The 12,527-nt window shown below is 47.9% G+C and carries 12 protein-coding genes, 1 rRNA gene and 1 pseudogene; 6 read left to right on the forward strand and 8 right to left on the reverse strand.

The features are described from left to right. Positions 1 to 20 precede the first annotated feature (20 nt). A 5S ribosomal RNA gene (gene rrf / locus JOY44_RS13495) occupies positions 21 to 137 on the forward strand. A 116-nt stretch (positions 138 to 253) separates the two neighbouring features. Here rrf and JOY44_RS13500 read toward each other — a convergent pair. Both JOY44_RS13500 and JOY44_RS13505 read right to left on the reverse strand, forming a co-directional pair. Then, complete coding sequence (locus JOY44_RS13500; RefSeq protein WP_171575977.1) at positions 254 to 847, reverse strand: IS630 family transposase; 594 nt, start codon at positions 845 to 847, stop codon at positions 254 to 256. Continuing rightward, complete coding sequence (locus tag JOY44_RS13505) at positions 834 to 1,202, reverse strand: IS630 transposase-related protein (RefSeq protein WP_171574237.1); 369 nt, start codon at positions 1,200 to 1,202, stop codon at positions 834 to 836. Before JOY44_RS13505 ends, JOY44_RS13500 begins: the two co-directional genes overlap by 14 nt. Before the next feature lie 337 nt (positions 1,203 to 1,539). Between JOY44_RS13505 and JOY44_RS13510 the strand changes: the two genes are divergently transcribed. Continuing rightward, on the forward strand, positions 1,540 to 2,841 hold the full coding sequence (locus tag JOY44_RS13510) for an IS701 family transposase (RefSeq protein WP_171574238.1): 1,302 nt from the start codon (positions 1,540 to 1,542) through the stop codon (positions 2,839 to 2,841). Positions 2,842 to 2,967: 126 nt separating this feature from the next. Here the strand turns inward: JOY44_RS13510 and JOY44_RS13515 are convergent, their stop codons facing one another. From JOY44_RS13515 to JOY44_RS13535, 5 genes are all read right to left on the reverse strand, one after another. After that, the gene (locus tag JOY44_RS13515; protein ID WP_171571962.1) at positions 2,968 to 4,296 is read right to left on the reverse strand and encodes an IS110 family transposase; all 1,329 of its coding nucleotides are present in this window, start codon (positions 4,294 to 4,296) and stop codon (positions 2,968 to 2,970) included. Further along, positions 4,296 to 4,475 (reverse strand): hypothetical protein, encoded by a 180-nt coding sequence (locus tag JOY44_RS13520; RefSeq protein WP_171571961.1) that lies wholly within the window; start codon positions 4,473 to 4,475, stop codon positions 4,296 to 4,298. Before JOY44_RS13520 ends, JOY44_RS13515 begins: the two co-directional genes overlap by 1 nt. A gap of 136 nt (positions 4,476 to 4,611) precedes the next feature. Next, positions 4,612 to 4,932, reverse strand: a complete 321-nt coding sequence (locus JOY44_RS13525; protein WP_242541829.1) for a transposase — start codon at positions 4,930 to 4,932, stop codon at positions 4,612 to 4,614. Next, on the reverse strand, positions 4,904 to 5,185 hold the full coding sequence (locus JOY44_RS13530; RefSeq protein ID WP_197985301.1) for a hypothetical protein: 282 nt from the start codon (positions 5,183 to 5,185) through the stop codon (positions 4,904 to 4,906). The genes JOY44_RS13525 and JOY44_RS13530 overlap by 29 nt, the downstream gene beginning before the upstream one ends. A gap of 27 nt (positions 5,186 to 5,212) precedes the next feature. Then, positions 5,213 to 5,455, reverse strand: coding sequence for a hypothetical protein (locus tag JOY44_RS13535; protein ID WP_197985302.1), 243 nt, complete (start codon positions 5,453 to 5,455; stop codon positions 5,213 to 5,215). Positions 5,456 to 5,553: 98 nt separating this feature from the next. Here JOY44_RS13535 and JOY44_RS13540 point away from each other — a divergent pair. The 4 genes and pseudogenes from JOY44_RS13540 to JOY44_RS13555 form a co-directional block, all read left to right on the forward strand. After that, positions 5,554 to 6,025: pseudogene (locus JOY44_RS13540) on the forward strand (IS1 family transposase); the annotation flags it as partial. A 125-nt stretch (positions 6,026 to 6,150) separates the two neighbouring features. Then, complete coding sequence (gene psbA / locus JOY44_RS13545) at positions 6,151 to 7,233, forward strand: photosystem II q(b) protein (protein WP_171574240.1); 1,083 nt, start codon at positions 6,151 to 6,153, stop codon at positions 7,231 to 7,233. Positions 7,234 to 7,465: 232 nt separating this feature from the next. Then, positions 7,466 to 7,933 carry a bactofilin family protein gene (locus JOY44_RS13550; RefSeq protein WP_197985303.1) on the forward strand — a complete coding sequence of 156 codons (468 nt, stop codon included), beginning with the start codon at positions 7,466 to 7,468 and terminating at the stop codon, positions 7,931 to 7,933. Positions 7,934 to 8,057: 124 nt separating this feature from the next. Next, entirely contained in the window at positions 8,058 to 11,018 is a 2,961-nt protein-coding gene (locus JOY44_RS13555; protein WP_197985304.1) for a glycerol-3-phosphate acyltransferase, read from the forward strand. Between the two features lie 12 nt (positions 11,019 to 11,030). On the opposite strand, the gene JOY44_RS13560 is transcribed toward JOY44_RS13555, so the two are convergent. Beyond that, the gene (locus tag JOY44_RS13560; protein ID WP_171574241.1) at positions 11,031 to 12,467 is read right to left on the reverse strand and encodes an HlyD family type I secretion periplasmic adaptor subunit; all 1,437 of its coding nucleotides are present in this window, start codon (positions 12,465 to 12,467) and stop codon (positions 11,031 to 11,033) included. Between the last annotated feature and the right edge of the window lie 60 nt (positions 12,468 to 12,527).

Consider the following 12,527-nt stretch of genomic DNA (forward strand, 5'->3'; position numbering starts at 1 on the left):
TTTTAGTTATTACATGATTTCCTGGTGTCTATGGCGTAGTGGAACCACTCTGATCCATCTCGAACTCAGCTGTGAAACGCTTCTGCGGCAAAGATAGTTGGACGGCTGCGTCCTGCAAAAATAGCTCGATGCCAGGTTTATAAATGAAAAAGGTCTGAACAACTAAAGTTGTTCAGACCTTTTTCATGAAAGGCAAAAACTTAATTGTGCTAGAGAACATTATCCTGGTGTTCCAACCGACTTACAGCGATTTTCAAGTGAATAGACCGCAGTGATTGAACCAGCCGAGCGCGTCATTTTCGGTGATGTAGTGGACCGCCTCCGTCATAGCTTGGTCAAGGGCTGGGTCAGTACGAGCTGCTTTGGAACGTAGAAATTGCTTGAGTTTCGACCAACACAGTTCAATGGGAGATAAGTCTGGGGAGTAAGGGGGTAAGAAGACCACCTGTGCTTCCACCGCTTCAATAGCAGCTCGGACCGAGTGGGCATGATGAACTTTCAGGTTGTCCATGACCACAATTGCCCCTATCCATAATTGTGGGACTAACACATCGTTGACGTAGCTTAAAAATGCTGCCGTATCCACACTGCCCTTCAGGGTCATAGAGGCAATCAACCCATCGAGACTCAGTGCCCCAATCACAGAAACGTTCGTTCCTTGATTGCGAGGAACCCCATCGACTGCTCGTTGTCCTCGAAACGCTCGTGCAAACAAGCGCACCATGCCCAGATGAATGCCGGCTTCGTCAATGAACACCAAGTTGCGCACATCCACCTGCTCTAACCAACAACGGTACTCATCTCGCTGCTTGCGTACTCCAGGAGAATCTTGCTCACTCGCGTACAGTGTTTTTTTTACGGGGCATTCTCAAGCGTTGCACCGCTCGACACATCGTAGGCTGACTCACTTTAATTCCTTGATGCACTTCTAATTGCTCACACAATTCGTCTAGATGGATGTCGGGTTTGCGCTCAATCCAGCCTTGCACCAGTTTCAATGTTTCTCCATCTATCGTGGGAGCAAGCGTTGCTCCCCTCGGTTTCGCTTCTGTTTGTCCACTGCTGCGGTATCGACGCAACACTCGTTTGACAAAACTTTGACTCACTTTGAATCGTTCGGCCAGTTGAGCTTGGGTTCCTTCTTTTGCCGTCCAAGCATCAATGACACGAGTCCGTAAGTCAGTAGAGTAAGCGACGGGCATTTTACAAAATTTTACAAACCGGGTAGTTTTTCAACTCACACTATACCAAAAGAGGGCTGATTACCTGAAAGTCGCTGTAATGTCCGGAGTTAAATCCAATTGAAAGGCTATGGGAATATCTCAAGTGGGTTTCGTTCAAAACGCTTGACCAACTGCAATGCAGAGTAGATCAACTCTTATCCCAGTTAACCCCTCAAGTGATTGTTTCTCTCACGGGCTACCCCTTCATCCTCAATGCTCTATCTGTCGTTGAAATCATTTAAATTGGTATGACCCCTCATTTGTTACTTTAGCGAGAACAAAATAAGCTAGAAGTAGCTGTGTTCAGGTTGAGATCATGTTACGCCCACCTATCGCTACAGTCAGCTTCATTGACGAGTATTGTCTGCTTTACCGCTCGATGTTTGAGGATGTGCGGTTGTATGAATGCTTTAAGTGGTTGCACCTGAGCATTATGAGTCCGCTACCGCGCAAAACGTTACCCGAGATCGCCAAACTCAATGGTCTGAAAGATGGACAAAGTTTGCATCACTTTTTGCGCGATGCGGTGTGGGATGTCGCTCAAGTTCGAGCCATTCGACTGCACCTGATTGGGCAACAAATTGGCACCCGACCCATCAGCTTATGCATCGATGAAACGGGTGATGTCAAGAAAGGAGAAACCACAGACTATGTGGCGAAACAATACATCGGCAATCTCGGCAAGACCGCCAATGGCATAGTCAGCGTCAATGCTTATGCCGTGGCCTTGAACATCACCTACCCGTTGTTGTTCAAAATCTATAAACCTAAATCTCGACTCAAAGCGAGTGATGAGTACCAGAGCAAACCGCAGTTAGCGGTGCAAATCATTCACGAGATCCAAGCCTTGGGGTTTGTGATTGAGCGGGTGTTAGCCGATAGCTTGTATGGCGAAAGTGAAGCGGTGATCCGAGCGTTAGAGAAGTTGAATTTGCCGTACATCGTCGCAATTCGCTCGAATCATGGAGTGTTGATGGCAAAGGGGCAACGAGTGCGCTACAACCGATGGCGTGCTTATGACCAACCGTTAGCAGAGCATCCGAGCGAACGTCGTCACATTCGGGAAATCATCTTTGGACATCGCCGCACAGTGTGCTACTACCAGATCACCAAAGGCAGCACCGATAACCCAGATAAAGCAGACAGTTGGTTCATCATGACCAACCTAGAAGGCAACATCTTGCTCAGTGTTGCAACTCAGTACAGTCTGAGAACTTGGATTGAGTATGGCTTCAAGCAAGTTAAGCATCAACTGGGCTGGCACGATTATCGCTTAACCGACTACAACAGCATTGAACGCTGGGGGGAAATCGTGTTTAGTGCCTATTTGTTTGTCAGCATCCACGCCGATGCATTCAGGCAGAAACTGCAAAGTCACACGAATAAAACACCTCAGGCAACAGCAACGCCAGTGCCGTTTACTCAGCATCCGCACTGGGAACTTGGAACAACTTGGAAGAGTGCGTTGAACAATCTACGACCCTATTGGTGTTGGGGATGGTTAGAAGTCTGGTTACAGGTATTTCCGATGCCGGGACTCAAGCGTGCACTTCATCAATTGATAGACTGGATGAATACGTTCCGAATAGCTCTAATCCCTCTCCCGCAAGCGGCTTGACCGTCCTCACCTTAAACTCTCTCGCTAAAGTAAAAAATGAGGGATAAATATTAAGTTCCTTAGAGGTGTCGATTTGGGGCAGTCGCTGTTCGACTTATAGATAAGACCTGCTTTGAAAATAGAGGACTAGCTCGGTGGTTGAGGGGCGGTAAGGGGCGTTAATTGAACCTGATATCCCAACCGCTCTATCCGGTGCTGCAAGGTTTGGAGCAGTTGGTGTTGGGTGCGTTGCCCCGAATCGGTAGTGCGGTAGTCGCGGTAGGGTTGGTGTTGTTTGAGGATGTGATAGACCGCAATCAACAGGCGGTGGGCGACGGCAACAATGGCGCGTTTGTGTCCCCGACGGGACGCAAGTCGGCGATAGACCGTAGCAAAATGGGAGGCTTTGCAGCGCACAGCAGCATTTGCCATTTGTACCAAGATGCTTCGCAACCAGCGATTTGCGGGTGGAGTTTTGCCAGAGTATTGTTTGCCCGCACTCTCATGATTGCCCGGACAAACCCCAGCCCACTTACACAGATGCGCGGCGCTGGGAAAGCGTCGCATATCACTCCCGATTTCTGCCAGCAGCAGTTGAGCACTGTGACGGGCGATTCCCGGAATGCTGTCGAGCAACGGCATCGCTTGCTGCCACGCCAACGGCAGGTCAGAGGAAGAATCTGTCTGAGGCTTGGATTCAGCCGCCGGAACGAGGACTTCGACCGGAGGCATGTGCTGCTCAATCAACTGCTCGATTCGCGCGTCAAACGGTTTGAGCTGGCGGTCGAGAAACTCTAGATGGTCGAGATGCATTTGGATCAAGAACCGATGATGGTCCCGCACTCGACCCGAGAGCGCTGCAATCAGTTCGGCTTGCTTGGATCGCATGCGTCCTCTGGCAAGTTCAGCGAGGGCTTCTGGGTCTTCAACTCCTGCCACCAGTGCTTTGAGTATGGCGCGCGACGAGACTCCCCCGATGTCACTGACCACCGATGCCAGCTTCAGATTTGCCCATTCCAACACTTTTTGCAGGCGATTGATGACACTCGCGCGTTCGCGAATCAGCGTCGTGCGCTGGCGGGTCAAGTCGCGCAAATCACGTTGGGGCAGGGGTGGAATAAAACTGCCACGGACGAGTCCATAGCTCAGTAGCTCGGCTAACCACTCGGCATCTTTGACATCGGTTTTGCGTCCAGGTACTTGCTTGAAGTGATGCGAGTTCACGACTATCACCTCAAAGCTGCTCTCCAATACGTTGTACACGGGTTTCCAATATTCCCCTGTACTTTCCATGGCAATGTGCGTGATCTCGCTACTCGATAGCCAGTCGCACAGATTTAACAACTCGCGGATGGTCGTACCGTAGGTGCGGGTTTCGCGCTGCGGTTTCCCATTCATATCCAAACTTAAGCAACAGACCACGACCGTCTTTTTGTGAACATCAATTCCAGCGCAGCGCTCATGGGTGACTTGCATCAGGCTTCTCCTTGATTAGGGTTAAGCTGGTTCACCCGCCATGTCGTTAATTGATCCTGCTTTGCGTGCTGTCTCGCAGTCGGCGAAATGCACAAATGGGTGTCCCAAGGGCGGGTACGGTCAGTCTCCTGCTCAGGCTGATTGGCACTAGTTCCAATTCGACCTCTAAACCAGTTCATCTGACGTTACCACTTTCATCCCAGGGTGTGAGCAATCGCTCATGATGTCTCCTGCATAAATCATGAGGCCTGTGTCAGTTCGTAATTCAACAAGCCAGCGATGATATTTAAGCGTAAGCCAAACCGCCTTCTACGATTACGATAACGCCCTGAAAAGATGCGGAAGATCTTGAAGCCGAATCACATGTTCAACTCGCACCCGCAGTCGTGCTAAAGCTCGGTTATGCTGCTTTTCTTCCTTTGGTAATAGCTGCTTGCGAGGCTTTTTGGTTGGGGTACAAGCGCCAGCATGAAGTTTGGCAAAGCCTTGATAGCCTCGGTCTGCTAAACACAACTGCGAAGAAACAAACGGTAAACGACTTTGCTTAAGCAGTTTGAAGTCGTGCGTTCTACCTATATCCACTGCGGTACAAATGATTTGCCCGGTGTCAAACTCCGCCACCACTTGCGCTTTCAGGGTGTGACATTTTTGTTTGCCGCTGTAGTAACGTTTCTGTTTTTTTAGGGCGCTCGATTTCTATCTCCCCCACATCGACCATCATCACCTTCCACTCCCAACCGGGTTGGTACAACTGGCGTTGGCTCGGTAGCCGGAACTTGCCACATTTGACCAAAAGGTCTTCCACTTTTCGCACAATTCGCCCAACCGTGGTCTCATGCAATCCCAACTCACCCCGATATATAGCGTTTCCGGCTCCTGTGAGGTACAAACTAAAGGCTCAAACCCTTGCTCTTTATTATTCTGCCCGTACCTCATCCGACAGAGAACCGCTATAAAACTGGCTGCGATACTCTCGCCAGTATTCCAATGCCACCAACTGTTGGTCTTCCACGCTCAGTTTGGCTTGACCGCCCTTGCGTCCTCGTCGGTCTAGAGCAGGGTCTACCACCTCGACCATCGCACTGAATGTTTCACGACTCACCCCACATAAGCGTTTGAACTCACCATCTGAAAGAAACTCGATCTCTCGGTACAACATGGCGATTTTTCCTGGACTTGCTCTTTGCCTGCTATATGATTGTGCAACGACGCGATCTCAACTGGCACACTGTTTTACTATTCGTGCAGGAGGTCTGTTGTCTCGCAGCAGAATTAGAAGTGGGAGATTGTTGAATTGGAATCAGTTTAGCGGATTCAAGTGGGTTGATCTTGGCAGCCCACGTGGGTAAACACACGGATGAACTGAGTCCACGAACTCGTGAGGAGCACAGAAGGCAAAACGGCTTGCAGACGGTGGAATAGTAATGACTGGAGAGGTCATGAGCAAGTATTGCCGCCTGAGATTGTGCACTATGTTGGCAAGGATAAGACCCAACGATTAGAACGGACAAATGGCATAGTCAGGCAACAGACGGGAAGATGGCATCGGCGGCAGAATAAATTTGGCAAAGTGTGGGAGCAAACGAAAGTGACCACGCGATTGGTGGTCAGCTGTTTCAATTGGATTTGGCAGCATAGTCGCCTCAAGACAACAGCGGCTCAACGAGCAGGACTCACTGACCGTCCTTGGAGTTGGCATGACCTTGTTACCTCCCCAACAATAATCTGATGCACTACCAAACAAATATTTGTGGTCGCTAGATTCTTTACAAAAGTTTAGTCTTTTGCTATTCTTATAATGAATAGGAGAAAAATATCACCTAATTTATACTAGCTAACTGCACTTATAAAACCATGACCACGACATTACAGCGCGTCGAGCGCCAGTCTGTATGGCAGAACTTTTGCGAATGGGTCACCAGCACCAATAACCGCCTGTATGTAGGCTGGTTTGGAGTCCTGATGATTCCTACCTTGCTCTCTGCCACTATCTGCTTCATCATCGCCTTCATCGCTGCTCCTCCCGTTGACATCGACGGCATCCGTGAGCCTGTTGCAGGCAGCCTGATGTTTGGAAACAACATCATCTCCGGCGCAGTCGTTCCTTCCAGCAACGCCATCGGCTTGCACTTCTACCCCATCTGGGAAGCCGCATCCTTGGATGAGTGGCTGTACAACGGTGGACCTTACCAACTAGTTGTATTGCACTTCTTGATCGGCATCTTCTGCTACATGGGACGCGAATGGGAACTCTCCTACCGTCTGGGAATGCGCCCCTGGATCTGCGTTGCATACTCAGCACCCGTTGCTGCCGCAACCGCAGTGTTCTTGATCTATCCCATTGGACAAGGCAGCTTCTCTGATGGCATGCCCCTCGGCATCTCCGGCACCTTCAACTTCATGTTTGTCTTCCAAGCAGAGCACAACATCTTGATGCACCCCTTCCACATGTTGGGCGTAGCGGGTGTATTCGGTGGTAGTTTGTTCAGCGCCATGCACGGTTCGTTGGTCACCTCTTCCTTGGTCCGTGAAACCACTGAAACCGAATCTCAGAACTACGGCTACAAGTTCGGACAAGAAGAGGAGACCTACAACATCGTTGCAGCGCACGGCTACTTCGGACGGTTGATCTTTCAGTACGCCAGCTTCAACAACTCACGCTCCTTGCACTTCTTCTTGGGTGCATGGCCTGTGATTGGTATCTGGTTGACCTCCATGGGCATTAGCACTATGGCCTTTAACCTGAACGGATTCAACTTCAACCAGTCCATCATCGACTCACAAGGTCGAGTGGTGAGCACTTGGGCGGATGTATTGAACCGCGCCAACTTGGGAATGGAAGTGATGCACGAGCGCAATGCTCACAACTTCCCGTTGGATTTGGCTGCGGGCGAAGCGACTCCGGTTGCTTTAGTCGCTCCTGCTATCAACGGTTAGTCTTTTGACTTACTCAGTTGCATGATTTAAGCCCTCCCCAAACCGGGGAGGGCTTTTTAATGACCAAATTTGTTTTCTACTTACTACTAAATTTATTAGTAATCTTGTAGCATTCTCTTGAAGATGAGAAGACCAAATAATTTTTAGTTGAAAGTTCGTTAAAAGTTGCGAAATGCTTTTGTATAAGCGTTTCAGCATCGGATAGTGAGTGATATTAATAATCATTAGAGTAATGGACAAAAGCAATAGTTTAATCGCTTATCTCAGCCAACACTTTCGTGTTTATTTGGAGAAGATTATGTTTAATAAGAGTAAAGATAAAGTTACGACATCGCTGACCTATCTAGCTTCGAATAGTGAATTTCATGGAAATCTTCATGTAGATGGGGATCTGCGGGTGGATGGAATTGTTCATGGCACAGTGGATGTTACCGGTGATATGGAAATTTCTGCAACAGGTCTTGTAGAAGGATCTGAAGTGCGTGCTCGCAATTTAGTTGTGCATGGCATTATCAAAGCTAGAGTTGTCACACAGGGTCGGTTGACTCTTAGCCGTGCTGCTCGTTTGGAGGGCGATGTGGTTGCAAATTCTCTTGATGTTGAGGCTGGTGCATTCTATGTGGGATATATCGAGACTGGAGATGCAAAGGTTTTACCTGGAATTCAAAATAGACCTGAGTTAATGGCAAGTCGAGAATAGCTGAATCAGGAAACTCGAAGTAGAAAAGAAGGTCGGTGCGTTAAAGGAAAAGAGTTATTTGTTTGGGTTCACTATATATATCGAAAGCTTTGATTAAAAAGCATAAAGCAGGCTGATAAAACCGATGCAAGTTTGGGGAGCTTTAGTTATTTTTGCCGTTTGCCCTTTACTGGGTGGGCTTCCGTTAATTCGTGGACTTACAAAATTTTTTTTCGCAAAAGATTTGAAAACACTGGGTACCGGCAACATCAGTGTGTCTGCGGCTTTTTATCATGGTGGGCGTTTAGCAGGAATATTGGCAGTTTGTTCAGAAGCTTTGAAGGGAATTGTTGCTGTTTTACTAGCAAAGTTCTTTTTCCCTACTGATGAAGTGTGGGAAGTTATCGCATTAATTATGCTGGTGATGGGGCGCTATTGGGTTAGTGGGGGCGCGGGAACAACCAATGTTGTGTGGGGATACTTTGCTCATGATCCAGCTGTAGCAGGGCTTGTCTGTTTAATTGGTGGCATTGGATTTACGATTTTGCGCGATCGCAAACAGGCTCAGTTTGGTGTTTTAGGATTGTTGATTTTAGTCACTGTTTTGTTACATCCGGAGCAGCAAAATTTGATTGTTGCTACGGCAGTCTTAGCATTCCTGTTGGGCTGGATTTATACCAAAATTCCTGATGATCTGAGTCTTAATTCTCAGTCTGTCCAAGCCAGCTCTCGTGGTGCGTTTAATTTTTTTCAAGGAGACTCATTGAAAGATCCCTTTCAACACAGCGCTATCCGTTCTTTAAATGATTTTTTGGATGTCCACAAATATGGGCAAAAAGCAGCAACGTTAGCTCATCTCAAAAAATTGGGCTATCCGGTGCCAATGGGGTGGGTGTTGGCAGTAGGAGATGATCCGCAACCTTTAATTCAGATATTAAATCCATCGCCTCAGTTCCCTTTGATTGTGCGATCATCTGCGATCGGGGAAGATTCTGAGGGCGCATCTGCTGCTGGGCAATATGAAAGTATTGCTGACATTACAGAACGTGAAGGGTTGCAACCCGCAATTATTCGCTGTTTTGAGTCTTATAACCGATCTGCTGCCACTCAATATCGGCGAGATTTAGGGGTGCAGGAAAATTCAATGGCGGTTTTGATTCAGCAGCAGATTTGCGGAGTCTTTTCAGGAGTTGCTTTTAGCCGTGATCCCATTCTTCAAAGTGGCGAAATGGTTGTAGTTGAGGCGTTACCTGGAAGTGCCAGTCAGGTGGTTTCTGGCAGATTAACGCCAGAAACCTATCGCGTGTTTGTGGACGATGAATTATTGCAGCGAACTGATAAGTCAGGCCTTGCGCGATCGCCGGACAAGTCACAACTTTGGACCCTGCCAGATAATATGACTCTGGAAGTGGATGGGATTGGGGAGGTACCACCCCGAATTATTCAACAGGTGGCTTACTGGGCAAGACAGCTGGAAACTCATTACCAGGGCATTCCTCAGGACATAGAGTGGAGCTATGATGGGCAGACTCTCTGGCTGTTACAAACTCGTCCGATTACAACGCTGTTGCCGATTTGGACCCGCAAGATAGCAGCAGAAGTGATTCCAGGACTAATTTGTCCGCTTACCTGGTCGATTAATCGTCCTTTGACCTGTGGAGTTTGGGGCGATCTGTTCACTCTGGTTTTGGGAAAGCGATCGCTTGGATTAAATTTTGACGAAACGGCTACGCTGCACTATTCTCGTGCTTATTTCAATGCGTCTTTACTAGGAAAAATTTTCCGGCAAATGGGTCTGCCACCTGAGAGTTTAGAATTTTTAACAAAAGGTGCAAAATTCAGCAAGCCGCCTGTGGTTTCAACGCTACAAAATTCTATTGGACTGATGAGGTTGCTAGGGCGTGAATTGAGTTTGGCGAAGGACTTTTCCCAGTTCGATCGCCTGCAACTGACTCCTGCCTTGACTGAATTTGCTCGACAGCCTGCTGAAAATTTAACTGAGATTGAGTTGTTAAACCGGATTGATTTTATTTTGGCTCTGCTGAAATCAGCCACGTACTATAGTATCTTGGCTCCTCTAAGCGCAGCATTACGAAGAGCAGTCTTCAAGGTGAATGATGCCAATTTAGACAACGGTGCAACTCCCGAAATTGCAGCGTTGAGATCGCTGCAAGCATTGGCTCATTCTGCTCGGTTAATCTTGCCTCAGCTAGGCGAGATGCCCCTTTCTTCTGTCACTTTATTTGAGACACTAAGTGCAACGCAAGATGGGCAAACAATTCTTGCAAGATTCGACCAGTTGCTAGAGCAATACGGGTACCTGAGTGAAGTGGGTACCGATATTGCAGTGCCTACTTGGAAGGAGGCCCCCAACCCTGTACGTGAGTTGTTTGCTCAATTTTGTATTGCCCCAACTTCTGCACCGCTTGCACCTGCCTCACTCCGGGGGGTCTCACATACGGTGCAGAACCGGATGAACATAAAAGGCAGAGTGACTGAAATTTATAGTCGGTTGTTAGCTGAACTCCGTTGGAGTTTCGTAGCTTTGGAGCAGCAATGGACAAGAAGTGGGCGATTATCGCAATCAGGCGACATTTTTTACTTAGAAGTTCAAGAGATCCGGCAACTGATTGAACAGAAAGAGTTAGTACTCAAGATGAGTGTGAACGATGTGATTGCTCAGCGACGCTCGCAGTTAGACCGCGAGCGTGCGCTGCCATCCACTCCTTTTTTGGTCTACGGTTATGCGCCTCCCATGCCAGTAATCAGCAAAAGACCTACCGTTCAACACTTTCAGGGGATTGGTGCTAGCTCTGGCATCGTGGAAGGGCGAGCAAAAATTGTAACGACATTAGCGGCACTTCCAGATATTGGAAAAGATACGATTCTTGTGGTGCCTTACACCGATTCTGGATGGGCACCTTTATTAGCACGGGCGGGTGGTTTAATTGCTGAGGTTGGAGGGCGACTTTCTCATGGGGCGATCGTGGCACGAGAATACCAGATTCCGGCAGTGATGGATGTGCAGAATGCAACCCAACGATTGCAAGATGGGCAACTCATTCGTATTGATGGGCAGCAAGGCACAATCGAAATCCTGGCGTAAGAAAAACAACCGCTAGCGCACTTGAAAAGCTTCGCTAAATCGGCGAGTCACAGGCTCTATCAAGAAGGTTAGAACTGATTTTTTGCGTGTGACAATTTCTCCACTTGCGGACATGCCTGGAGTAAGTTCTACTTTCTTCCCATTCACATCGATCGCCTGTTTGTTTAGCTGAATACGCGTAGGAAAAACAGGTCCCTGAGATTGACCATTTTGATCCTTTTCAACAATTGCGTTGGGGCTGACCTTCATAACAGTCCCTTCGACAATGCCAAATTCTTGGAAAGGAAACGTTGCCATCTTCACTTTTACTCTTTGCCCCGCTTGGATAAAGCCAATATCGCGGTTCAAGACTTTGACTTCTAAAACGACTTCTTCGCCTTTAGGCAAAATTGAGAGTAACTCTTCACCTTGTTGCACTGGTCCTCTCGTTGCTTTGACGGAATAAACCGTACCGTCAACAGGCGCAGTGATTTTCGACAACTCTCGTTGTTTTCTAGACTGATCTAATTGCCCTTTCATAGAAGCAATCTCTTCTTTGCGCTTGGTCAGAGTTGTGAGAATTTCACTTTGGCGTTGGGATGCAAGTCCATCGGCTTTACTTTTTGCCGCTTGATAGCCTTGCTCTGACTGACGAATTCGGTCTAGCTGTCCAGCAAGCTCTTTTTGAGTTGAAACGACCTTATCTTGTGCAGAAACAACTTTGTCTTCGGCATTCGTGACGTTATCTTTCGCACGAATGTATTCCAGTCGAGGAACGGCCCTATCCGTAAGCAGGGTTCGTAATCCTCTTTCTTGCTCATTAGCGTTTTCTAAATTTTTTCTCGCGTTTTTAAGATTTTCTTGAGCGTTAATCAAATTTTCTTCTAGCCTAGAAAGGCGGGTTCTAGCTTCTCCAATCGCGGCAACTTGTTGATTGGCTTCGGCTTCAGCTCCAGCTTTCTGTTCATCAAATGCTTTGAGTCGAGCGTTCAAAAATTCGTCTTGAATAGCAGTTCCAGCACTTCCATTGCCCGATCGCTCAGCTTCTAAGCGATTGAGATCATCTTGAATCAGCTTGGAGGATTTTTCGAGACGGGCAATGTCTGCATCGATAACCTTCGTCTTTTCAGGCTCAACGTCCAACAAAACATCGCCTTTTTTAACGCTCTTGCCTTCTCTTGCATACACCTGCTGAATCGTGCCGCCGCCCAGCGATCGCACCGGTCGTACTTGGGCAAAGGGAATCAACTCACCTTGTGCTACAGCAACTTCATCAACTCTGCTGAAATATGCCCAAGCGATAGTTCCAAAAACCATTACGCTAATTGTGCCGGCTAGCAAGCGAGTGTAAAGCGGAGGCAATTCCTGAACCGCCTTGCCTAACTCATAAGTCAATGACTCATCTGGGTTTGCTAATTGCTGCCGAACTTGTCGAGATTGAGCGGGGTTAGACGATATGGATACTTTCATGGAGCGCTACGATCACAATGATTAGAGATGTGCCATTACCAGGGTAGCCAATCTTTCTTT

It is taken from the genome of Leptolyngbya sp. Cla-17 (assembly GCF_016807185.1).
Lineage (GTDB): Bacteria > Cyanobacteriota > Cyanobacteriia > Leptolyngbyales > Leptolyngbyaceae > ULC077BIN1.

Bases quoted from the DNA above. Each gene is read 5' to 3' on its own strand.
- JOY44_RS13505 (WP_171574237.1), bottom strand. From the start codon at position 1,202: ATGCCCGTCGCTTACTCTACTGACTTACGGACTCGTGTCATTGATGCT.
- JOY44_RS13510 (WP_171574238.1), top strand. From the start codon at position 1,540: ATGTTACGCCCACCTATCGCTACAGTCAGCTTCATTGACGAGTATTGT.
- JOY44_RS13515 (WP_171571962.1), bottom strand. From the start codon at position 4,296: ATGCAAGTCACCCATGAGCGCTGCGCTGGAATTGATGTTCACAAAAAG.
- JOY44_RS13520 (WP_171571961.1), bottom strand. From the start codon at position 4,475: ATGAACTGGTTTAGAGGTCGAATTGGAACTAGTGCCAATCAGCCTGAG.
- JOY44_RS13535 (WP_197985302.1), bottom strand. From the start codon at position 5,455: ATGTTGTACCGAGAGATCGAGTTTCTTTCAGATGGTGAGTTCAAACGC.
- psbA (WP_171574240.1), top strand. From the start codon at position 6,151: ATGACCACGACATTACAGCGCGTCGAGCGCCAGTCTGTATGGCAGAAC.
- JOY44_RS13550 (WP_197985303.1), top strand. From the start codon at position 7,466: ATGGACAAAAGCAATAGTTTAATCGCTTATCTCAGCCAACACTTTCGT.
- JOY44_RS13555 (WP_197985304.1), top strand. From the start codon at position 8,058: ATGCAAGTTTGGGGAGCTTTAGTTATTTTTGCCGTTTGCCCTTTACTG.
- JOY44_RS13560 (WP_171574241.1), bottom strand. From the start codon at position 12,467: ATGAAAGTATCCATATCGTCTAACCCCGCTCAATCTCGACAAGTTCGG.